21 protein-coding genes are annotated in these 20711 nt (G+C 59.5%); 12 read left to right on the top strand and 9 right to left on the bottom strand.

Going from position 1 to position 20711, the window contains the following annotated elements; translation table 11 throughout:
- Nucleotides 1-45: 45 nt before the first annotated feature.
- The gene (mutM, locus tag TRM7557_RS13080) at nt 46-897 is read right to left on the bottom strand and encodes a bifunctional DNA-formamidopyrimidine glycosylase/DNA-(apurinic or apyrimidinic site) lyase (protein ID WP_058290634.1); all 852 of its coding nucleotides are present in this window, start codon (nt 895-897) and stop codon (nt 46-48) included.
- An 85-nt stretch (nt 898-982) separates the two neighbouring features.
- Here mutM and ubiE point away from each other — a divergent pair, with 85 nt between their 5' ends.
- Both ubiE and ubiB read left to right on the top strand, forming a co-directional pair.
- Nucleotides 983-1735 carry a bifunctional demethylmenaquinone methyltransferase/2-methoxy-6-polyprenyl-1,4-benzoquinol methylase UbiE gene (ubiE, locus tag TRM7557_RS13075; protein WP_058290633.1) on the top strand — a complete coding sequence of 251 codons (753 nt, stop codon included), beginning with the start codon at nt 983-985 and terminating at the stop codon, nt 1733-1735.
- A 3-nt stretch (nt 1736-1738) separates the two neighbouring features.
- Nucleotides 1739-3265, top strand: a complete 1527-nt coding sequence (gene ubiB / locus TRM7557_RS13070) for a 2-polyprenylphenol 6-hydroxylase (protein WP_058290632.1) — start codon at nt 1739-1741, stop codon at nt 3263-3265.
- Nucleotides 3266-3269: 4 nt separating this feature from the next.
- Here the strand turns inward: ubiB and TRM7557_RS13065 are convergent, their stop codons facing one another.
- Entirely contained in the window at nt 3270-3707 is a 438-nt protein-coding gene (locus TRM7557_RS13065; RefSeq protein WP_058290748.1) for an RrF2 family transcriptional regulator, read from the bottom strand.
- Between the two features lie 118 nt (nt 3708-3825).
- Between TRM7557_RS13065 and hmpA the strand changes: the two genes are divergently transcribed.
- Nucleotides 3826-5007 (top strand): NO-inducible flavohemoprotein, encoded by a 1182-nt coding sequence (hmpA, locus tag TRM7557_RS13060; protein WP_058290631.1) that lies wholly within the window; start codon nt 3826-3828, stop codon nt 5005-5007.
- A 104-nt stretch (nt 5008-5111) separates the two neighbouring features.
- Here hmpA and TRM7557_RS13055 read toward each other — a convergent pair whose 3' ends face one another.
- Nucleotides 5112-6287, bottom strand: a complete 1176-nt coding sequence (locus tag TRM7557_RS13055; RefSeq protein ID WP_058290630.1) for an acetyl-CoA C-acyltransferase family protein — start codon at nt 6285-6287, stop codon at nt 5112-5114.
- Nucleotides 6288-6399: 112 nt separating this feature from the next.
- Between TRM7557_RS13055 and TRM7557_RS13050 the strand changes: the two genes are divergently transcribed.
- The 3 genes from TRM7557_RS13050 to tdh all read left to right on the top strand — a co-directional run bounded on the left by TRM7557_RS13050 (nt 6400) and on the right by tdh (nt 9375).
- Nucleotides 6400-6966: a helix-turn-helix domain-containing protein gene (locus TRM7557_RS13050; protein WP_058290629.1), complete on the top strand. Its 567-nt coding sequence runs from the start codon at nt 6400-6402 to the stop codon at nt 6964-6966.
- Nucleotides 6967-7148: 182 nt separating this feature from the next.
- On the top strand, nt 7149-8333 hold the full coding sequence (locus TRM7557_RS13045) for a glycine C-acetyltransferase (RefSeq protein WP_058290628.1): 1185 nt from the start codon (nt 7149-7151) through the stop codon (nt 8331-8333).
- A gap of 16 nt (nt 8334-8349) precedes the next feature.
- Nucleotides 8350-9375 carry an L-threonine 3-dehydrogenase gene (gene tdh / locus TRM7557_RS13040; protein WP_058290747.1) on the top strand — a complete coding sequence of 342 codons (1026 nt, stop codon included), beginning with the start codon at nt 8350-8352 and terminating at the stop codon, nt 9373-9375.
- Nucleotides 9376-9632: 257 nt separating this feature from the next.
- Here the strand turns inward: tdh and TRM7557_RS13035 are convergent, their stop codons facing one another.
- The 4 genes from TRM7557_RS13035 to TRM7557_RS13020 form a co-directional block, all read right to left on the bottom strand.
- Entirely contained in the window at nt 9633-10367 is a 735-nt protein-coding gene (locus TRM7557_RS13035) for a metallophosphoesterase (protein WP_058290627.1), read from the bottom strand.
- Nucleotides 10368-10380: 13 nt separating this feature from the next.
- A complete protein-coding gene (locus TRM7557_RS13030) occupies nt 10381-11097 on the bottom strand; it encodes a hypothetical protein (RefSeq protein WP_131727554.1) in 717 nt (238 codons plus the stop codon).
- 36 nt (nt 11098-11133) lie between these two features.
- On the bottom strand, nt 11134-12729 hold the full coding sequence (serA, locus tag TRM7557_RS13025) for a phosphoglycerate dehydrogenase (RefSeq protein WP_058290625.1): 1596 nt from the start codon (nt 12727-12729) through the stop codon (nt 11134-11136).
- Nucleotides 12730-12815: 86 nt separating this feature from the next.
- On the bottom strand, nt 12816-13961 hold the full coding sequence (locus TRM7557_RS13020; RefSeq protein WP_058290624.1) for a phosphoserine transaminase: 1146 nt from the start codon (nt 13959-13961) through the stop codon (nt 12816-12818).
- 240 nt (nt 13962-14201) lie between these two features.
- On the opposite strand from TRM7557_RS13020, the gene serB reads away from it, so the two are divergent.
- From serB to TRM7557_RS13005, 3 genes are all read left to right on the top strand, one after another.
- Nucleotides 14202-15077 (top strand): phosphoserine phosphatase SerB, encoded by an 876-nt coding sequence (gene serB, locus TRM7557_RS13015; protein WP_058290623.1) that lies wholly within the window; start codon nt 14202-14204, stop codon nt 15075-15077.
- A gap of 3 nt (nt 15078-15080) precedes the next feature.
- Nucleotides 15081-15839: a TSUP family transporter gene (locus TRM7557_RS13010; RefSeq protein ID WP_058290622.1), complete on the top strand. Its 759-nt coding sequence runs from the start codon at nt 15081-15083 to the stop codon at nt 15837-15839.
- A gap of 66 nt (nt 15840-15905) precedes the next feature.
- Nucleotides 15906-16220, top strand: coding sequence for a YciI family protein (locus tag TRM7557_RS13005; RefSeq protein ID WP_058290621.1), 315 nt, complete (start codon nt 15906-15908; stop codon nt 16218-16220).
- Nucleotides 16221-16222: 2 nt separating this feature from the next.
- Here TRM7557_RS13005 and TRM7557_RS13000 read toward each other — a convergent pair whose 3' ends face one another.
- Nucleotides 16223-17221, bottom strand: a complete 999-nt coding sequence (locus TRM7557_RS13000) for an asparaginase (protein WP_058290746.1) — start codon at nt 17219-17221, stop codon at nt 16223-16225.
- A 230-nt stretch (nt 17222-17451) separates the two neighbouring features.
- Here TRM7557_RS13000 and TRM7557_RS12995 point away from each other — a divergent pair, with 230 nt between their 5' ends.
- The 3 genes from TRM7557_RS12995 (at nt 17452) to TRM7557_RS12985 (ending at nt 19797) form a co-directional block, all read left to right on the top strand.
- Nucleotides 17452-17997, top strand: coding sequence for an invasion associated locus B family protein (locus tag TRM7557_RS12995; RefSeq protein WP_058290620.1), 546 nt, complete (start codon nt 17452-17454; stop codon nt 17995-17997).
- Between the two features lie 210 nt (nt 17998-18207).
- The gene (rlmN, locus tag TRM7557_RS12990) at nt 18208-19401 is read left to right on the top strand and encodes a dual-specificity RNA methyltransferase RlmN (RefSeq protein WP_058290619.1); all 1194 of its coding nucleotides are present in this window, start codon (nt 18208-18210) and stop codon (nt 19399-19401) included.
- A 189-nt stretch (nt 19402-19590) separates the two neighbouring features.
- Complete coding sequence (locus TRM7557_RS12985) at nt 19591-19797, top strand: hypothetical protein (RefSeq protein WP_058290745.1); 207 nt, start codon at nt 19591-19593, stop codon at nt 19795-19797.
- A 34-nt stretch (nt 19798-19831) separates the two neighbouring features.
- On the opposite strand, the gene TRM7557_RS12980 is transcribed toward TRM7557_RS12985, so the two are convergent.
- Complete coding sequence (locus TRM7557_RS12980) at nt 19832-20677, bottom strand: LOG family protein (RefSeq protein ID WP_058290618.1); 846 nt, start codon at nt 20675-20677, stop codon at nt 19832-19834.
- Between the last annotated feature and the right edge of the window lie 34 nt (nt 20678-20711).

The following is a 20711-nucleotide window of genomic DNA, read 5'->3' as shown; positions in this document are numbered from 1 at the left end:
TTCTCTCGAGCCCGAGTCCTTACCACGCACTCAGGTTCATTCAAGCTATCTTTGGCACTTGCCACAATAGAAAGAAGACCGACCTGATTGCGTGATTCTGTTTACGCTACCACCGCAACCCTCGCGTCGGCAGGGCTCTCCCTCGCGGCCATAGACGTCAAAGGAATGCTGGAAATATCCAAGCTCTCCATTGGCTTGCCGGAAATCCTTGAGCGAGGATCCGCCCGCGTCAATGGCGTCTCGCAGCACCTCCCGAATGATCGGAACCAGTGCTGCTATGCGCGGGGCAGATATCTGGCCTGCCTTTCGTTTGGGCGAAATACCCGCCCGAAAAAGGACCTCGCAGACGTAAATATTTCCAAGCCCGGCAATGATTCCCTGGTCAAGAAGCGCGGTTTTGATCGGCGTGTTCTTGCCTTTCAGGGCCGCAATCAGGTGGTCTTCGTTGAACTCATTTGCAAAGGGTTCGGGACCAAGGACCGACAGCAGCTTGCTGTCCTCAGCAGTTGCCGTATCCAGCAGATCCATCGCCCCAAATCGGCGCGGGTCGTTGAAGGTGATGCGCGCGCCATTGTCCATGTCGAACATCACATGGTCGTGCTTTTCCTGTTGCGGGTGATCATGCACAAACTGCCCCAGCGGGTCGCCTGACACTGTCATACGTCCCGACATGCCCAGGTGGATCAGCAGTGTCTCACCGGTGTCCAGTTCCGCGAGAATGTACTTTGACCGCCGTCGCATCGCCAGAACCCGCGCACCGGTCAACCGCGCCGCCATGCGATCCGGAAAGGGCCAGCGCAGATCCGGGCGGCGGACCTCGGCGTGCTGGATCACCGCACCTTCCATCGATGGGCGCAGACCGCGCATCACCGTCTCGACCTCGGGCAATTCAGGCATTACATGCTCCTCGTACACTTGGGCGCATTGTGCCGCCCTGTCAGCGCTCTATAACAAGAGCGAAACATCAAGGACGGCAAGCCGCATGACCGAGAAAACTGAGAGCACCACCCATTTTGGTTTCGAAACCGTGCCCGAGCATGAAAAAGCCGGGCGTGTTCAGGGGGTCTTTAACTCGGTCGCCTCCAAATACGATATCATGAACGACGTGATGAGTGTCGGCATCCACCGCGTCTGGAAAGACGCGATGATGGATTGGCTGGCACCGCGCCCTGGTCAGAAGCTGTTGGATGTGGCGGGCGGCACCGGTGACATTTCCTTCCGCTTCCTGAAACGCGCAGGCTACGGCCATTCGACCGTGCTGGATCTGACACGCCCGATGCTGGAAGAAGGCCGCCTGCGCGCCGAGGCCGACCAGATGGCAGATAGCCTCGACTGGGTCACCGGCGACGCCATGGCGCTGCCGTTCAAGGACAATACCTTCGACGTCTACACCATCTCTTTTGGCATCCGGAACGTGACCCGCCCGCAAGTGGCCCTGAACGAGGCCTACCGGGTGCTGAAACCCGGTGGTCGGCTCATGGTGCTGGAGTTCTCGCAGCTGCCCAATGAAGGGCTGCAGAAGCTCTATGACCTCTATTCCTTCAACGTCATCCCCCGCATGGGCCAGATGATTGCGGGCGACTATGACAGCTACCAGTATTTGGTGGAATCGATCCGCAACTTCCCGGATCAGGACACTTTCTTGTCGATGGTGCGCAAAGCGGGTTTCGAGAACGCCAAGTACCGCAACCTGTCGATGGGCATTGCCGCCCTGCACTCTGGCTGGAAGATCTGATCCATGCGTGGTCCCCATAATATTGTCCGCCTGATCCGCACAGGCGCAACACTGGTGCGCACAGGTGCGATGAATGTCGTGCTGGACGCGTTTGAGGCCCCTGCCCCCCTGCGCGCCGTTGCTTATGCGCTGGGATGGCCCTTCCAATGGATGGGCTATGCCGGTGATCCTGACATGCCCCCCGCCACCCGCGCGCTGACGGCGCTGGGTCCGGCCTACATCAAATTCGGTCAGGTTCTGTCCACGCGCCCCGATGTGGTCGGGGACGAGCTGGCCCAGCAGCTGCGTGTCCTTCAGGACAAGCTGCCGCCGTTTTCCAAAGACGAAGCCCTGGCCGAGGTCGAGCGCGAACTGGGCCAGCCGGTGTCTGAGATCTTTTCTGAGTTTTCCGAACCCATTGCCGCGGCCTCGATCGCGCAGGTACACCGCGCCCGCTTGAAACAAAACGGGCAGGAAGTGGCCGTCAAAGTGCTGCGCCCCGGCATTGAACGCGCTTTTCGCAAGGATGTAGACGCCTTCTATCTGGCAGCGCGCATTGTCTCGCTCTGCGCGCCCGGTGCGCGCCGCCTGCGCCCGATGGAGGTCATCACCCATTTTGAAGGCGTGGTGAACGGCGAATTGGACCTGCGTCTGGAAAGCTCTGCTGCCTCGGAATTTGCCGCCAATACCGACAAAGACGAAGGGTTCTGCCTGCCGCCGGTGAATTGGGAATACTCCTCGCGTCGCGTGATGACGCTTGGCTGGGCCGATGGCAGCCCCATTGGTGACAATGATGCGCTGGATGCAGCGGGCCACGATCGCCGCGCGCTTGGCGAACGGGTGCTGTCGCTGTTCCTAAACCACGCGCTGCGCGATGGTTTCTTCCACGCCGACATGCACCAGGGCAATATGAAGGTCGCCCCGAATGGCGATATCATTGCCTATGATTTTGGTATCATGGGTCACATTGATGAATATACGCGCCGCGTCTATGCCGAGATTCTTTTTGGATTTATCCGCCGCGATTACAAGCGCGTGGCCGAGGTCCATTTTGAAGCCGGCTATGTGCCCGCCCATCAGGATGTGGACGAATTTGCCCGTGCCCTGCGTGCGGTTGGCGAGCCGATCTTTGGCATGGATGCCTCGCATATCTCTATGGGACGGCTGCTGAATTACCTGTTTGAGGTGACCGAACGCTTTGGCATGGAAACCCGAACCGAACTGATCCTGCTGCAACGCACCATGGTTGTGGTCGAAGGCGTGGCGCGCTCGCTCGACCCGCACATTAACATCTGGGAAGTTGCGCGCCCCGTGGTCGAGGACTACATCAAGACCTCCATCGGCCCCCGCGCTGTGGCCTCGGATCTGGCGAAAACCGCTAAGGTTCTGGCCCGTTTTGGCCCCCGCCTGCCCGCATTGGTGGAACGCGCCCTTATTGCGCAGAACGGGGAAGACGCCCAAAACAACGCCCGTCGCGCCTGGATAGCGCCAGCTGCGGGCGGTTTGGTTGCAGGGCTTGCCATTGCCGCGCTTGGCAGCTGGCTGATGTAAGCGCCTAGGCTTGAACCGGGCGCCCCTCTGTCTGAAAGGGCACAAGAACCGGGGCCGGGCCTGCCAATAGATCACTGAGGCGGTACTTCATCAGAACCGCCTCAAAGGCCTGCGCGGCCTCACATAGGACCCCCGCCAGTTTGCAATTGCTGACCAGCAAACAGGTCGAGCAATCAACCATCTGCATCCCTTCGCCCATGGCGCGCACCACATCGCCGACACGAATTTCTGCGGGGTCTTTGCCAATGCGAATTCCGCCAGACCGGCCGCGTGTGCTGTGTACAAACCCGGCCGCGACCAGTTCGCTCACGATCTTCATCAGCGAACTTGCGGGCAAATCATAGGTGCGGCTCAATGTCTCAATATCAAACATCTCCTCCGGCTTATTACTGAGGAAAATCAGCACCCTAAGCGCATAGTCAGTTTTTAGATTCAGCTTCATCGCGCCCTCCTTGCCTTCTGATTTAATATTCAACTGGGTTGAATGTTTCAACTCCACCAAATACATTCATTCTCACTGAATGTTTTTAGCCTCCTCGGAAAAGCAAAGAGTTTGGACCATGACCAACCCACTGAGCCTTGAAACCAAAGCGATCGTCGCCGCAACTGTTCCTGCCCTTGAACAGCACGGGAAGCAGGTCGTTGCGACCATGTATCAGCATCTGCTGGCGGATCCTGAAATCCGCGCGCTGTTCAACCAGAGTCACCAATCCGGCGATTCGCCCCAGCACGCAGCGCTCACCAATGCGATCCTGGGCTACGCAAAGAACATCAATAACCTCGCCGTGCTGGGCCCCGTGGTGGACCGGATCGTCAACAAACACGTCGGTCTTCAGATCAAGCCGCATCATTATGTTCACGTCGCCAACGCCTTGCTGCAGGCGATCGCCGATGTGCTGGGTGAGGCTGCAACCCCCGATGTCCTGAATGCCTGGGGCGAAGCCTACTGGGTCCTTGCTAACCTGCTGATCGACACCGAAGACAGCATGTACAAACAGATCGCTGCCAGCGAAGGCGGTTGGGAAGGATTCCGGGAATTCCGCATCGCCGAGATCCGGGAAGAAAGCGAAACGATCAAATCCTTCGTGCTGCGCCCAGTGGATGGCAACAGCGTCATGCGTCACAAGCCGGGACAGTATTTGTCCTTCGCTTTTGACCGTCCGGAAACAGGCCAGGCGCGGCGAAACTATTCCATTTCCTGCGGTCCGAACACCGATCATTACCGCATCACCGTGAAACGCGAGCCCGGCGGCAAAGTCAGCGGATGGCTGCATGACGGCGCGAAGGTCGGTGACCTGTTGCACGTGGCCGCACCCGCGGGCGAGTTCTTCCTTGCCCCGGAAAAACGCGATGTGGTGCTGCTGTCGGCCGGCGTGGGCCTGACCCCAATGGTGTCGATGCTGGAAAGCCTCTCGGGCAGCGTGGCTCAGACCACCTTCGTACACGCCACATTGAACGGGAAAACCCACGCAATGGGCGCTCATAGTCGGGCTTTGGCCTCGCGGTCTGTGGTCTTTTACGAGGCCCCGGAAGACAGCGACACTGCAAACTATGACATTGCCGGACGGATGAGCCCCGACTGGCTAGCGGCCAATACCAACCTGGCGGCGTCTGACTACTACATCTGTGGACCAAAAGGGTTCATGGCCATGGCAATCAAGGGGCTGCGCGATGCGGGCGTCAGCATGGATCGCATCCACTTTGAATTCTTTGGCCCCGCCGAAGATCTAGGTGTCGCTTAAAACCGCAAAGAAGCCGGGCATCACGCACCCGGCGCCTTTCATCTTTTTCCAAATATCCTGGGGTGAATGCGCGCCAGCGCAGAGGGGCAAAGCCCCTCCCCTGATCAGAGGCGTTCGATTGCGATGGCAATGCCCTGACCACCGCCAATACACATGGTGATGATCGCGCGTTTGCCGCCAATGCGTTCCAACTCATACAGCGCCTTCACCGTGATGATCACGCCCGTCGCCCCCACTGGGTGACCCAGCGCAATTGCGCCACCATTGGGGTTCACAACCGCCGGATCCAGCCCCAACACCTTGTTCACTGCCAGCGCTTGCGATGCAAAAGCTTCATTGGATTCGATGACATCAAAATCGCTCGCTTGCAGGCCGGTTTTCTCCAGCAGCTTTTGAACCGCAGGAACGGGGCCAATGCCCATGACCTCTGGGCGAACACCTGCATGCGCATACCCAAGGATACGCGCCTTTGGTTTCAGGCCTGCTTTTTCTGCTGCTTCTGCGCGGGCCAGAACCAGCGCGGCGGCACCATCGTTGATGCCGCTGGCATTGCCTGCGGTGACCTGCCCGTCTTTCTGGAACACCGGGCGCAACCCCGCCAAGGCCTCGGCGGTGGTGGCCTTGGGGTGTTCGTCCACTTCAAATGGCACCAGGTCACGCTTGATCTTCACCTCAACAGGGACGATCTGCTCTTTGAAGTATCCCGCCTCAATCGCTGCGGCGGCACGCTGTTGACTGGTCAGGGCAAAAGCATCCATTTCCGCGCGCGTGATCTCATGCTCGTCAGCGACATTTTCGGCCGTGACACCCATATGGCCCGTGCCAAACGGGCAGTTCAGCGCGCCCAGCATCATGTCGAGCGACTTCACATCGCCCATTTTCTGACCCCAGCGCGCGTTCTGCATAATATACGGGCTGCGCGACATATTCTCAGAACCCGCGGTCAGGGCAAACTCAGCGTCCCCCAGCATCAGCGACTGAATACCAGAAACAATCGCCTGCGCACCCGACCCACACAGGCGGTTCACCGTCATTGCGGGCGTGGTCTCCGGAATGCCCGCCTGCATGGCGGCCACACGACCCACATACATATCGCGCGGTTCCGTATTGATCACATGGCCAAAGACCACATGGCCGATCTGCCCCCCGTCAACACCCGAACGCGCAAGCGCCGCTTTAGTGGCGACCGTCCCCAGATCGATCGGGCTGGTTTGCGCCAATGCGCCACCGAACGTACCAATCGCCGTCCGTGCGCCATCCAAGATCACGATATCCGTCATAGAAATTCTCCCTGCTGAGCGGTTTGGCGTCACTATGACCTCTGCCATGGGTGGTGTCGCGCGCAACGTCCCGTCATTGACAAAGCAAGACGCAGGCAGCAGACATTCCGCCATGACGGAAAACAGCGACGACATCCTCACCCTCCTGCCCGCCCGCTTGAAGGAAGCGCGCCGCGCACAAGGCCTGAGCCTTGAAGCCGTGGCCAACCTGTCGGGCGTGTCGCGTTCGATGGTAAGCCAGATCGAACGGGGCGAAAGCTCTCCGACGATTGCGACGCTGTGGAACCTGACCCGCGCGCTGCAGGTGGATTTTGCGGGCCTGCTGGAGAATCACGAGGCCAAGGACAGCATCGATGTTCTGCGCGCAAATCAGGTCCCGATGATCGAGAATCGCTCCAAAGGATGTCGGATTATGATCCTGTCCCCGCCCGAAGATGCCGGCGGACATGAGGTCTATGACATCCGGCTCGATTCGGGTGCGGAACTGGCAAGCCAGCCACACGGCCCCGGAACACTGGAACAGCTGACCGTTCTGGAAGGTCAGGTGACGGTTGAATCCGGCAGCGCCTCCGACAGGCTCTCTCCCGGCGACACGGCGCGCTATGCCGCTGACGTTGCTCATAAAATTGTAACCTCTGATGGGCCAGCAAGGGTCTTTCTGATCGTCAAATCAAGCTAAAACACTCCGATATGTTACAGTCATAGACAGGCCGCACCCAATGGGCGCGGCCTGTTTCTATTTGGAACTGCTGTTTCCGATAGTGTCCGCAATGGTGGATTTTTCCTCCGCAATGTCGCAATCCGGCTTTACGGAATAAAATCCAATATGTCAGAAATTCAGGAAATCGACGGAGAGCATCCATGGCCACACAGTTTCTGAACCACATTTCCGAGACCCTCACGCAGATCGAAGCGGATGGTCTTTATAAGCGCGAACGCATGATCACCTCGCCGCAGGCGGGCACGATCAAGGTTGGCGAACGCGACGTGATCAACCTTTGCGCCAACAACTATCTGGGTCTGGCAGATCATCCCGATCTGATTGCGGCAGCAAAAGGCGTCATGGACGACAAAGGCTTTGGCATGGCCTCGGTCCGCTTTATCTGCGGTACACAGGATCTGCACCGCGAGCTGGAGCAGAAGCTGGCAAAGTTCCTGGGCAAAGACGACTCGATCCTGTTTGCGGCTTGCTTTGACGCCAATGGCGGGTTGTTCGAACCGCTGCTGACGTCCGAGGACGCAATCATTTCCGACAGTCTGAACCACGCATCGATCATTGACGGCATTCGCCTCTGTAAGGCGCAGCGCTATCGCTATGCCAACAACGACATGGACGATCTGGAAGCCAAGCTGAAAGAGGCCCGCGCCGCAGGTGCGCGCCATATCATGATTGCCACCGATGGCGTGTTCTCCATGGATGGGTATCTGGCGAACCTGCCCGCCGTGCGCGCGCTGGCTGATAAATACGACGCAGTTGTGATGGTCGATGACTGCCACGCCACAGGCTTCATGGGGCCGCGCGGTGCAGGCACGCCGGACCATTTTGGCGTCGATATCGACATTATGACCGGCACACTGGGCAAGGCGATGGGTGGGTCGATCGGTGGCTATATCGCCGGTCCACAGCCGGTGATTGACCTGCTGCGCCAGCGCGCCCGCCCCTATCTGTTCTCGAACTCTCTGCCGCCGGCGATTGTCGCCGCGGGCATTGAGGCGATCCGCCTGGTCGAAGAAGGCGACGCCCTGCGCGCGCAGCTGTTTGAGAACACCAAGTTCTGGCGCGACGGGCTGACCGAGCTGGGGTTTGAGCTGCTGCCCGGCGAACACCCGATTGTCCCTGTTATGCTTGGCGATGCCAAACTGGCACAGGCGATGGCTTCCACCCTGTTTGAAGAAGGCGTCTATGTCTCTGGCTTCTTCTTCCCGGTTGTGCCCAAAGGGCAGGCCCGCATCCGCACGCAGATGAATGCCGCCCTGACCCGCGAGGACCTGACCCGCGCGCTGAACGCCTTTGAGGTGGCCGGCAAAGCCTGTGGAGTGATCTGATATGCTGCCGAATACGATGAAAGCCCTTGAGAAATCCAAGCCCGAAGAAGGCCTGTGGATGGTGCAGGCCCCGGTGCCGGAAATCGGCCCGGACGAGGTGCTTATCAAGGTCAACAAGACCGGCATCTGCGGCACCGATATTCACATCTGGAACTGGGATGACTGGGCGGCCAACACGGTGCCGACACCGATGATCACAGGCCATGAATTTGCCGGTGAGATCGTGGAGCTGGGCAAGGATGTGACTGGCCTGCGGATTGGTCAGCGCTGCTCGGGCGAAGGCCATCTGGTGGAATATGACAGCCGTCAGTCGCGGTCGGGCAAGTTCCACCTAGATCCCGGCACCCGTGGCATTGGGGTCAATGAACAGGGGGCCTTTGCGCAATACCTGCGCCTGCCCGCGTTCAACGTGGTGCCCCTGCCCGACGATATCCCGGACGAGATCGGCGCGATCCTCGACCCGCTTGGCAATGCGGTGCACACCGCGCTGAGCTTTGATTTGTTGGGCGAAGACGTGCTGATCACTGGCGCGGGCCCCATTGGCATTATGGCGGCAGCCGTCGCGCGCCATGCCTCGGCCCGCAATGTGGTGATCACCGACATCAACCCCGACCGTCTGGCGCTGGCCGAGAAGGTTGCCGATGTGCGCACAGTGAATGTCGCCAAAGAAGACCTGAACGACGTCAAACAAGAGCTGGGCCTGAAAGAGGGCTTTGATGTGGGGCTGGAGATGTCCGGCAACCAGGTCGCGCTGGATCAGATGGTCGAAAGCCTCGTGATGGGCGGCAAGATTGCGCTCTTGGGCATTCCGCCGGGCAAATCCCCCGTCGACTGGTCGCGGATTGTGTTCAAGGCGATCACCATCAAAGGGGTCTACGGCCGCGAGATGTTTGAAACCTGGTACAAGATGATCGCAATGCTGCAAAACGGCCTCGACGTGAGCAAAGTGATCACCCACCGCTATGGTGTGGATGAGTTCAAAGATGGCTTTGCTGCGATGAAATCCGGACAAAGCGGCAAGGTCGTGCTGGATTGGACGTAATCCAGACCTGGTGACCATGGCCCGTTGATCAGGGCACATGGATCAGGGCCGAAAAAAAGAGTGAGCAGGCCACATGGAACAAAGGCCTGCCCACTCGAAAAAAACAAAGGGACAAAATAAAAAACAGGCTGATTAACTGGTTACATGGAACCTAACAAGGAACCGACCAACCAAGGACGAACGAAATCAGCCTATGGTTGAGTTTAGGCGCTAACCGCGCCTTTCTCAAATGAAATTCCTGTAAATGTCTGCGAACCTCAGGAATTCCTTACCATCGGCTCGCGCCCCTGCGCCGAAAGAAGCTGCACGTCGGTGCCGTCAAACACCGCAGACCGCAGCGCGCGGCCATAAGCAGCCCCACCGTCCAGGTCGACGCGATTTCCAAAATGGATGGGGTGGTCCAGCGCCGTGTGCCCATGGACAACAAGCCAAGGGTAGCTGCCGTCGAAGTCCAGAAACCCGTCGCGGATCCAGACGAGGTCATTTTCGATCTGATCCTCCAGCGCAACGCCGGGCCGTACGCCTGCATGGACAAACAACAGCTCTTGTTCCTGATGATATGGCCTCAGCGCCTGCAGGAAATCCACATGGGACTGTGGCACCACGGCCTTTGCCTGTGCGTGCAGATCTTCGAGCCGGATGCGGTCGGGCACCTCGACCCCGTAAGAGGCCAGCGTGGCGACGCCGCCAATACGGTCATGCAGCCAATGATAGCCGACCAGCATATGCGGATCATGGCGCGGCACGTCTTCGAGGAACCATTCAAACATACGGTCATGGTTGCCCTTGAGGCAGACCCAGTTGCGCCCCGCATCCAGCCCCTGCGCCAGATGTTCGATCACGCCGTAGCTGTCGGGGCCCCGATCCACATAGTCACCCAAAAAGATGATCTTTGCGTCCTTGCCCCCATCAGCTTCGATCAGGGCAATCTGTTCAAGCAATTGGTCAAGGTGGCCGTGGCTGTCGCCAATGGCATAAATGGGCTGGGTCATAAGAAAGCCGCCTTCAGAGGAATACCTGCACCCCAATAAACCCCAAGAGTAACAGGAACCCAATGGCCTGCCGCACACGTGCCTCTGTTTTGGGCAAGCCCGCTTCAGAAGGCTGGGGCACTGCGAACAGCATAGCGACCCCGACCAAACCGGCTGCGGACAGCGGCAACCCACCGCCCAGAATCATCAAAGTGGGACCGAAGACACCAACGGCCAGTCGCATTGCCATGGCCCGCCACACCGACTGCGGCACAAGTGGTGCATTGGGATGACCTTTTTGAAAGCGCAGCATTGACGCCCCAAAGATCCCACCCGAGAGCAGCAGGGAGATGAGCGGCTCAATGATGACCCCTTCGCCGGAAAGAGCCAGCATCATCATAAGCCCGAAGTACAATCCCAGAAAGACAGCAAAACAGACCTTATATCCAAGCGGTTGCCCCAATGCATTTGGCCAGTAGCGCAGCGGCCACAGCGCGACGGACAGCAACATGACAACCACGAAACGCGACCAAGCCTCACGTTCAGACAGGCCGTCGTCACACAAGAACCAAAAAACGAGAGGGAGCGCGGCAAGTCCTAAAACTTCAAAGAGTTTTTTCTTGTTCAAAACCATAATTTCAAAAGCAATCCACAAAACAATATGGTGCCAACCTAGCAGCCCTACCGTGGTTGCAAAGGCTGGAAAACCCGCACTCGCCCCCTGCAAACACAAACAAAAAAGACCCGCCAAATTGGCGGGCCTTGGTGATTTTATCGGCGGGGTCGCTTAGGCAACATCGAAGTGCAGCGGTTTGATCTGGGTGAACAGGCCCAGCTCTGCCAGTTTCGCACGCGCTTCGGCGGGCACCGGTGCGTCGACGTACAGAAGCGCAATCGCTTCGCCGCCCGCGTCAGAGCGGCCCAGGGTAAAGTTCGCAATGTTCACGTCCATATCACCCATGGTCTGACCCAGCGCACCGATGATGCCGGGGACATCTTCGTTGGTGGTGTAGAGCATATGCGCGCCCACTTCGGCGTCGATATTGATGCCTTTGATCTGGATGAAACGCGGCTTGCCATCCGAGAAGACGGTGCCCGCAACAGACCGCTCGCGCTTGGCGGTGACCACGGTCACTTTGATGTAGCCATCAAAGGAGCCGGATTTATCCTGATTGGTGGTAGAGATCTGGATGCCACGCTCTTTGGCGACAACCGGGGCCGACACCATGTTCACATCCGGGTTCACGTTTTTCATGATACCGGCGATCACGGCGCAGTTCAGCGCCTCGAGGTTCATTTCAGACACGACGCCATCATAAAGCACATTGATCGCGGTGATCGGCTCGTCCGACATCTGGCCCGCAAAGTTGCCAAGGTGGTCGGCCAGTTTGATCCACGGCCCCATCACGCGCGCTTCTTCGGCGGTCACGGACGGCATGTTCAGCGCGTTTTCCACGGCACCGGTCAGCAGATAGTTGGACATCTGCTCGGCGACCTGCAGGGCAACGTTTTCCTGAGCCTCGGTGGTGGCGGCACCGAGGTGCGGGGTGCAGACCACGTTGGGCAGGTTGAACAGGGCGTTCTCTTTTGCGGGCTCTTCCGCAAAAACGTCGAACGCCGCGCCAGCCACGTGGCCGGATTTCAGCAGCTCTGCCAGGGCTTCCTCATCGACCAGACCCCCGCGGGCACAGTTGATGATGCGCACGCCTTTCTTGGTCTTGGCGAGGTTTTCAGCAGACAGGATGTTGCGGGTGCCATCAGTGAGCGGCACGTGCAGGGTGATGAAGTCGGCGCGGGTCAGCAGATCGTCCAGCTCGACCTTCTCGACGCCCATTTTCGCGGCTTTTTCTTCGGACAGGAAGGGGTCAAAGGCGACGACTTTCATCTTCAGGCCACGGGCACGGTCGCAGACGATGCCACCAATGTTGCCCGCACCGATCACGCCAAGGGTTTTGTTGGTCAGCTCAACGCCCATGAACTTGGACTTTTCCCACTTACCCGCGTGGGTGGATTCGGACGCCTCGGGGATCTGACGGGCCACCGCAAACATCATCGCAATCGCGTGTTCTGCCGTGGTGATCATGTTGCCGAACGGCGTGTTCATGACGATCACGCCCTTCTTGGAGGCCGCTTCTTTGTCCACATTGTCGGTGCCAATACCAGCACGACCCACAACCTTGAGGTTGGTGGCCGCTTCCAGAATGGTCGGGGTCACCTTGGTCGCGGAACGGATGGCGAGGCCATCATATTGGCCGATGATTTCCGCCAGCTTTTCCTTGTCCTTACCCACGTCGGGCAGGAAATCCACATCGATGCCGCGGTCACGGAAGATCTGGACGGCGGTTTCAGAAAGTTTGTCAGAGACGAGTACTTTGGGAGCCATGGGTCTTGGTCCTTTGATGTCGGGGGGCCGCTTTGGGCCACAAAATAGGGGAAAATGGCCCGGCGTCCGCCGCCGGGCACATGCCTTTAGGCTTGGGCTGCGATCTCGGCCTCAAAGGCCCATTGCAGCCAGGGCAGCATCGCCTCAATGTCGGCGGTCTCAACCGTGCCGCCACACCAGATGCGCAGGCCCGCCGGGGCGTCGCGGTAGGCGCCGATGTCCAGCGCGATGTTTTCCGCCTCCAGACGTTTTGCCACGGCCTTGGCAAAGGCCGCACCATCCTGAATGCGCGCATCCGCGAACTTCAGACAAACCGAGGTGTTCGACCGTGTCGCCGCATCCACCGCCAGATTTTCGATCCAGTCGTTGGCATAGACAAAGGCATGCACCGCTTCGGCATTGGCATCCGCGCGGGCTTTCAAGCCCTCAAGCCCACCCAAGCTGCGCGCCCAATCCAGCGCCAGCAGGTAATCTTCAACACACAGCATCGAGGGTGTGTTGATGGTCGCGCCGGTAAAGATGCCGTCGATCAGCTTGCCACCTTTGGTCAGGCGGAAGATTTTCGGCAGCGGCCATGCGGGCGTGTAGCTTTCCAGACGTTCAACTGCGCGCGGGGACAGGACGATCATGCCATGCGCCGCTTCGCCGCCCAGAACCTTCTGCCAGGAGAAGGTGGTCACATCCAGCTTGTCCCAAGGCAGATCCTGCGCAAAGGCGGCAGAAGTCGCATCACAGATGGTCAGACCTTCGCGGTCATCTGCAATCCAGTCGCCATTGGGAACCTTCACGCCCGAAGTGGTGCCGTTCCAGGTGAAGACCACATCGTTTTTGGGATCAACGGTGCTCAGGTCGACAATCTCGCCATAGTCGGCGGTTTTGACCTCGGCGTCGATTTTCAGCTGTTTGACCACATCGGTGACCCAGCCCGCGCCAAAGCTTTCCCAAGCGAGCATCTCGACCTTGCGTTCGCCCAGCAGGTTCCACATGGCCATCTCGACCGCGCCGGTGTCGGACGCGGGAACAATACCGATTTTGTAATCAGCAGGGATCCCGAGAACCTCGCGGGTGCCTTCAATGGCGTCCTTCAGCTTGGCCTTGCCAACAGCGGCACGGTGGCTGCGACCCAGAGGCGCATCGCTCAGTTTAGCGAGATCAAAAACGGGGGGTTTGGCACAGGGGCCAGAGGAAAAACGCGGGTTTGCCGGCCGCGCTGCCGGTTGTTCAATAGCCATTACTGCTACCCTTTCAGATACGCGCCTCTCGTTGGGGAGAGGTGTCCCACGGACCGATCTACGGGGCCGCACGCCGGTGCACAACAGCTAAAATCGACCGATAGCGGCCATATCAGATCAAATTGCGACCTATATTGACGCCTATCGGAAACTTTTGGGTGCGACGCCGCTGCCCCCTAGCCCTGTTGTTCAGCCGTCGTTAAGAAAGCGGAGACTCCGCTTTCCAAAGGACAAAACCGCATGTTTACCGCCACTTTGCTTGTGAACCCCACCACCCCGTCGTTGGAGCCTGCACTGGTTGAAAACCTGCGCAATGCCTGGGGCGGCGGCGAGGCAAACTGGCTGAACCCAGGCATTGCGGCTGAATTTTCGCTGGCTGAGAAGCCGGGTAATCAATGGGACGTCTGGGCGGATCTGCAAAAAATGGGGGTGGATTTGGTGATTCTGCCCACCGAAGGCCGCCGCAAGAAAATGCTGCTGGCCGATATGGACAGTACCATGATCCAGCAGGAATGCATTGACGAGCTGGCCGATGAGGCCGGTGTTGGCGAACGGGTCAAAGACATTACCGCCCGCGCCATGAATGGCGAGCTGGATTTTGACGGTGCGCTGACCGAACGGGTTGGCCTGCTGAAAGGACTGCCGGAAGACGTGATTGGTCAGGTTCTGGACACGCGCATCACCTTTATGCCCGGCGGCAAAACCCTGCTGGCGACGATGAAGGCAGATGGCGCCTATGCGGCGCTGGTGTCGGGCGGGTTCACCGCCTTTACCGCGCGGGTCGCGTCCGAGCTGGGCTTTGATGAAAACCGCGCCAATACGCTGATCACCGAAGATGGCAAACTGACTGGCGAGGTCAGCCGCCCGATTCTGGGCCGCGAAGCCAAAGTTGACGCGCTGGAGCAGATTACAGCTCGTCTGGGCCTGACGGAACAGGACGTGATCGCCGTTGGCGATGGGGCCAATGATCTTGGCATGCTGGGCCGCGCAGGATTTGGCGTCGCCCTGCACGCAAAACCCTCGGTCGCGGCGGAATGCGAGATCCGCATCAACCACGGCGACCTGACCGCGCTTTTGTACATCCAAGGCTACAGCCGCGACGACTTCGCCGTCTGATCCATGTTCGAGGTTTCGATCGAAGTTCTGGCGCTGCTGCTGGCGGCAGGGTTTGCGGCGGGGTTCATCGACGCGGTTGCAGGCGGTGGCGGGCTGATCACTGTGCCGGTGCTGCTGATCGCGGGCGCAAACCCAGTGACCGCGCTGGCCACCAATAAAGTCCAAGGGCTGTTTGGCGCGGCCACCGCGGCGCTGACCTATGCCCGCGGCGGCCATGTGAACCTGCGCGCACAGGCGGGATCCGCAGCCATTGCCTTTGTGGCGTCGATCCTAGGCGCGCTTTTGGTGACACGCCTCCCGGTCGAGTTGATCCGGCTGGTACTACCGGTCCTGCTGGTCGCCGTTGCCCTGTTCTTTGCCCTTAAGAAGGGGCTCAACGACAGCGACCGCGCCGCGCGCATGGCGCCTGCGGTATTTGCCGGCACGATGGTGCCGCTGTGCGCCGCCTATGACGGCCTGCTGGGTCCGGGGGCGGGCAGCTTCTATATGATCGCCTTTGTGTCGATGGCGGGCTATGGCGTGCTGAAAGCAACCGCACATACAAAGCTGTTGAACTTTGCCTCTAACGCCGGGGCACTTGCGGCTTTTGCGGTGGTCGCAACGCCGTGGTGGGCAACCGGGCTGGCGATGGGCTGTGCCCAGATTCTGGGCGCACGCGCAGGTGCGGCGCTCGCACAAAAACAGGGCGCGCGACTGATCAAGCCTTTGCTGGTGCTGACCACCCTGACGCTGGCCGCAAAACTGATCTGGGATCTGCTGTAACCGGTTTGCTGATTCTACCCCTCCTTGCGTAGGCTTGCCCCATCGCAAAGTGGAAGGAGTAACGAGATGCCCAAGTTTTTACTGGTCTATCACGGTGGCACCCCACCCGAGACCCCGGAAGAAGGCGAAAAGGTCATGGCGGCCTGGATGGCTTGGTTTTCGGATATGGGCGCAGCCGTGATCGACGGCGGCAACCCGGTGATGATGTCAAAAACCGTGTCTCAGGCAGGCGTGCAGGGGGATGGCGGAGCCAATCCGGTGTCCGGCTACAGCATTATTGCCGCCGACACGATCGACGCCGCCTGCGATTTGGCCAAAGGCTGCCCCATGGTTCTCGATGGGTCTGGCAGCGTCGAGGTCGCGGAAATCCACGAGATGTAATCTCAGGCCAACAGCCCCGCCGCAGGGCGCATGACCCCGCATTGCAGCCCGCGCCAGTTCTGGATCGGCGCGTTAATAAAGGCCTGTGCCTCCGGGTCATCGCGGTCAAGCGCCCCAAGGCGCACCAAAAGCGCGGCAATGGCGCATTCCGCAGCCCGCGTAGCGCCATCCGCAATCTTCAGCGCCACGCCCAGCTCTTGCTCGGGAAGGATCGCAACAAAATACCCCTCGGCGCCGGTTTTCACCGCCCCCTTACCATTCAGCGCCCGCATCAGGCGGGTGCAGGCCCGGCCTTCGCCCGCCACAAGGTCGGGATGCGCCATCATGGCCGAACGGATTTGCACCGCCGCCGCGCTCAGCGGATCAGCGCGCTGGTGGGCGGTGGCAAACCACGCCATCGCCCGCGCCATCCCCACCATTGAGGTCGAGAAATTCGGCGCAGAGCAGCCATCCAGACCAATATGATCAGACGCCTCGCCGGTGACCTCCTCGAAGGCGGCGCGTACGGCCTGTTGCACCGGATGATCAATAGCCGTGTAGTCCGGCCCCGAGGCCAAATGCTGGCTCAGCGTCAAGAATCCAGCGTGTTTGCCAGAGCAATTGTTGTGGAACTGGCCGGGCTTTTGTCCGGCGCGGATCACACGTTTCCGTTCCACCGGATCTTTCGGCGTCTGCGGCCCGCAGCACCAGTCGCCTTCAGTCAGACCCAGCTTTCCAGCCCAGTCCGACACCGCCTCCACATGGATCGCGCCGCCGCTATGAGACGCCGACGCCAGCGCCAGATGTTCAGGCCCCAAGCCATATTTCGCCGCCGCACCCGAGGTCACCAGCGGCAATGCCTGGATCATTTTGGCAGAAGAGCGCGGATAGACCACAGCCTCAGGGTCGCCCCAGGCCTCCACAATCTGACCAGCTCCGTTACAGACCACCGCATGGCCCCAATGCTGGCTTTCCAGCAGGTCACCACGCCAAAGTTCCACAAGGCTGACAGGCTGTGTCATGATCTGATCTCCTCTTTGCTTGATCAGGCTGTGCACGCTAGGCCAGCCCCATACCAGAGTTTTTTGCCCAAAGATGGCAATTTCCTGCCCAAACCCCCAATTGCGCATGGCCCTTGCGTCGCGAATATGTTTGTGTCAGCAAAAAAGCGCGCCCGTTAAGAGAAGAGTAACGGTTAACCCGACCTCCGGGCGCATATTTGAGGTTTTAGACGGTCTTGGAGGCAGGACAGATGGCTTGGAAACTGGGACAAATTTCCGCTCGTGCATGCGTGGCTGCAGTGGCATTGGCAGCAACAACACTGACAGCATCCGCACAGGGCACTTCAACCAATCGCGTCGGCGCCCATGTGGCGTGGAGCGTGTTTGAAGAAACCGATCCAAAAGAATGCTTCGCGGCTTCGCAAACCTCCAAACCGCCGGTCAACACCCGCGACGGCCGCGTCGTCGCGGTGCGCCGCAGCGCCATCCGCCTGTTTGTGTTCTTCCGCCCGTCCGAAACCAAAGCCCCCAACGTGACCTTCACCGGCGGCTATCCCTTTGCCCCGAACTCCACCGTAGACTTGGAAATCGGCGATGACAAATTCGCGCTGGTCACCCAAGGCGAATGGGCCTGGCCGGAAACCGAAGACGCGGACGCAAAAATCATCGCCGCCATGAAGCGCGGCAAAGAAGCCGTGCTGACCGCGCGCTCTGCCCGTGGCACGCAGACCAAAGACACCTTCTCGCTGCTGGGCTTTACCGCAGCGCTGGATGATGCCCGCAAGCGCTGCAACTGACGCTCGGGCGGGCTTCTTTTGGCCCCAAATACTCTGGGGTGAATGCCCATCGGGCAGAGGGGCAAAGCCCCTCCTCCCCTATGCGTCTCAATCATAGCCGACAGTAAGCCGCCCCTTCCGGGCGGTTTCCTTTTGCTATTTCCGCAATATCCTATATAGAGCCGCATCCACCCTGAAAGCTCCTAGCCCGTTCCGACGCGAGGTTCCCACATGTCCGCATCTGCGCCGATTACCCAAGACGTCCTGACCCTGCCCCGCAAAGAGGCCGAGGGCGATAAGATCAATCTTGTCGGCCTGACCCGCGACCAGATGCGTGAAACCCTGATCGCCAATGGCACGCCGGAAAAGCAGGCCAAGATGCGCGTCGGTCAGATCTGGCAATGGATCTACCAATGGGGCAAGCGCGACTTTGCCGAGATGACCAACCTCGCCAAAGCCTACCGCGCTGATCTGGAAGAAAAGTTCGAGATCCGAATTCCCGAAGTCGTCTCCCGTCAGGTGTCGACCGATGGCACCCGCAAATATCTGGTGCGCATCAATGGCGGCCACGAGGTCGAGGTGGTCTATATCCCCGAAGACGACCGCGGCACGCTGTGTATTTCGTCTCAGGTGGGCTGCACGCTGACCTGTTCCTTCTGCCACACCGGCACCCAGAAGCTGGTCCGCAACCTGACCCCGGCCGAAATCATCGGCCAGGTGATGATGGCGCGCGACGATCTGGACGAATGGCCCGTCCCCGGCGCCCCCAAGGATGAAACCCGCCTGTTGTCCAATATCGTGCTGATGGGCATGGGCGAGCCTCTCTATAACTTTGAAAACGTCCGCGACGCGATGAAGATCGCCATGGACCCGGAAGGCATTTCCCTGTCCCGCCGTCGCATCACCCTGTCGACGTCTGGCGTGGTGCCGGAAATTGCCCGCACCGCAGACGAAATCGGCTGCCTCCTGGCGATTTCCTTCCACGCCACCACAAACGAGACCCGCGATGTTCTGGTGCCGATCAACAAGCGCTGGAACATTGATGAGCTGCTGCAAGCACTGGCGAGCTACCCCAAAGTGTCGAACTCGGAACGGATCACCTTTGAATATGTGATGCTGGATGGGGTGAACGACAGTGATGAAGACGCACACCGTCTGATCGAACATATCGAACGCTACAAGATCCCGGCCAAGATCAACCTGATTCCCTTTAACGAATGGCCCGGCGCGCCTTACAAACGCTCGTCCAACAACCGCATCCGGGCCTTTGCGAATATCATCTATCAGGCGGGCTATGCCTCTCCGATTCGCAAAACCCGTGGCGAAGACATTATGGCCGCCTGTGGTCAGCTGAAGTCGGCCACCGAACGCGCCCGCAAATCCCGCAAGCAAATCGAGGCCGAGGCAGGCATGTCCAAGGGCTAAACATTGGGCTCAGAATCACAAAAGGGTCGCCGGTGGCGGCCCTTTTTGTTTGCGGATCAAGATCTGGGGGCAGCGCTGGCCCCGACTACCCCACCGCCACAATCTTTCCCTTTTTGCGCAAAATTTCCGCCATTTCCGGCGAACAGTTTCGAATTCAGGAACAGTTAGACACGGATGGAGGCAGAAGCCATGACCCCGCAGACGACCGCTCAAGAGATGGATCAATCCGTTCTGGCGCTGGTGCGCGAAGAACGCGCCAAAGCGCTGAGCCCGCGCGAATGGAAGTTTCGCCTACGTGGCCACGGCCTGTCGGTGCGCGATGAAAACGGCACCCAGGTGCTGACCCGGCTGCCGCGTGGTGAAATGATCGGCGTACTGCCGGCTGAGTTTGCCTAAACCGCCCCGCCCCTGAAAGGCGAGGCAGATAGGATCAGTTGCGACCCGGAAGGGTTTCGCGCACCGGTTCCGGCTGCCAGTTGGCAAGCGCGTCCATCGCCTCTTCGGCGCTGTCGACGAACTTGAACAGCTCCAGATCTTTGTCGGCAATGGTGCCGGCATCGGCCAGGGCGTCCCAGTTGACGATGGTTTTCCAGAACTCGGACCCAAACAGCAGGAAGGGAACCGGCTCCATCCGGCCGGTCTGGATCAGGGTCAGCGCCTCGAACAACTCGTCCAGCGTGCCAAAGCCGCCCGGGAACACACAGATCGCTTCCGCACGCATCAGGAAATGCATCTTGCGGATCGCGAAATAGTGGAAGTTAAAGCACAGCTCGGGCGTGACGTATTCATTCGGCGCCTGCTCGTGCGGCAAAACGATATTCAACCCGATCGAGGCCCCGCCCGCATCAATCGCACCGCGGTTGCCCGCTTCCATCACACCGGGGCCACCCCCTGTGACGATCACATGGCGCTTGCCGCCGGTCGCCATAGATTTTTCCGTCATCAGCTTCGCAAACGTACGCGTCTCGTCATAGAAATGGCTGAGATCCGCAAGCGTTTGTGTGCGCGCGGTGTCTTTCTTGGCGGGTTCAGGAATACGCGCACCGCCGAACAGCACCACGGTGCTTTCAATGCCGGCCTCATCAAGCATCAATTCGGGTTTCAGAAGTTCCAGCTGCAGGCGCACCGGGCGCAGGTCCTCACGGCAAAGGAAGTCCTCGTCCGCATAGGCCAGCCGGTAGGCCGGAGCATTGGTCTGCGGGGTGGAGGGCACATGTTCCGCACGGTCGATGTCTTTGTGGGCATCGGTCAGTCGGCTGTGACGGTCGTCGCTCATATGAATTGCCTGCTTATCGTAAAAATTGACTTCG

This window comes from Tritonibacter multivorans, from assembly GCF_001458415.1.
Lineage (GTDB): Bacteria > Pseudomonadota > Alphaproteobacteria > Rhodobacterales > Rhodobacteraceae > Epibacterium > Epibacterium multivorans.
The sequence above is the reverse complement of the archived record's forward strand: the minus strand, read 5'-3'. Positions and strand labels throughout refer to the sequence as shown.

Bases quoted from the DNA above. Each gene is read 5' to 3' on its own strand.
- mutM (WP_058290634.1), bottom strand. From the start codon at position 897: ATGCCTGAATTGCCCGAGGTCGAGACGGTGATGCGCGGTCTGCGCCCA.
- ubiE (WP_058290633.1), top strand. From the start codon at position 983: ATGACCGAGAAAACTGAGAGCACCACCCATTTTGGTTTCGAAACCGTG.
- ubiB (WP_058290632.1), top strand. From the start codon at position 1,739: ATGCGTGGTCCCCATAATATTGTCCGCCTGATCCGCACAGGCGCAACA.
- TRM7557_RS13065 (WP_058290748.1), bottom strand. From the start codon at position 3,707: ATGAAGCTGAATCTAAAAACTGACTATGCGCTTAGGGTGCTGATTTTC.
- hmpA (WP_058290631.1), top strand. From the start codon at position 3,826: ATGACCAACCCACTGAGCCTTGAAACCAAAGCGATCGTCGCCGCAACT.
- TRM7557_RS13055 (WP_058290630.1), bottom strand. From the start codon at position 6,287: ATGACGGATATCGTGATCTTGGATGGCGCACGGACGGCGATTGGTACG.
- TRM7557_RS13050 (WP_058290629.1), top strand. From the start codon at position 6,400: ATGACGGAAAACAGCGACGACATCCTCACCCTCCTGCCCGCCCGCTTG.
- TRM7557_RS13045 (WP_058290628.1), top strand. From the start codon at position 7,149: ATGGCCACACAGTTTCTGAACCACATTTCCGAGACCCTCACGCAGATC.
- tdh (WP_058290747.1), top strand. From the start codon at position 8,350: ATGAAAGCCCTTGAGAAATCCAAGCCCGAAGAAGGCCTGTGGATGGTG.
- TRM7557_RS13035 (WP_058290627.1), bottom strand. From the start codon at position 10,367: ATGACCCAGCCCATTTATGCCATTGGCGACAGCCACGGCCACCTTGAC.
- serA (WP_058290625.1), bottom strand. From the start codon at position 12,729: ATGGCTCCCAAAGTACTCGTCTCTGACAAACTTTCTGAAACCGCCGTC.
- TRM7557_RS13020 (WP_058290624.1), bottom strand. From the start codon at position 13,961: ATGGCTATTGAACAACCGGCAGCGCGGCCGGCAAACCCGCGTTTTTCC.
- serB (WP_058290623.1), top strand. From the start codon at position 14,202: ATGTTTACCGCCACTTTGCTTGTGAACCCCACCACCCCGTCGTTGGAG.
- TRM7557_RS13010 (WP_058290622.1), top strand. From the start codon at position 15,081: ATGTTCGAGGTTTCGATCGAAGTTCTGGCGCTGCTGCTGGCGGCAGGG.
- TRM7557_RS13005 (WP_058290621.1), top strand. From the start codon at position 15,906: ATGCCCAAGTTTTTACTGGTCTATCACGGTGGCACCCCACCCGAGACC.
- TRM7557_RS13000 (WP_058290746.1), bottom strand. From the start codon at position 17,221: ATGACACAGCCTGTCAGCCTTGTGGAACTTTGGCGTGGTGACCTGCTG.
- TRM7557_RS12995 (WP_058290620.1), top strand. From the start codon at position 17,452: ATGGCTTGGAAACTGGGACAAATTTCCGCTCGTGCATGCGTGGCTGCA.
- rlmN (WP_058290619.1), top strand. From the start codon at position 18,208: ATGTCCGCATCTGCGCCGATTACCCAAGACGTCCTGACCCTGCCCCGC.
- TRM7557_RS12985 (WP_058290745.1), top strand. From the start codon at position 19,591: ATGACCCCGCAGACGACCGCTCAAGAGATGGATCAATCCGTTCTGGCG.
- TRM7557_RS12980 (WP_058290618.1), bottom strand. From the start codon at position 20,677: ATGAGCGACGACCGTCACAGCCGACTGACCGATGCCCACAAAGACATC.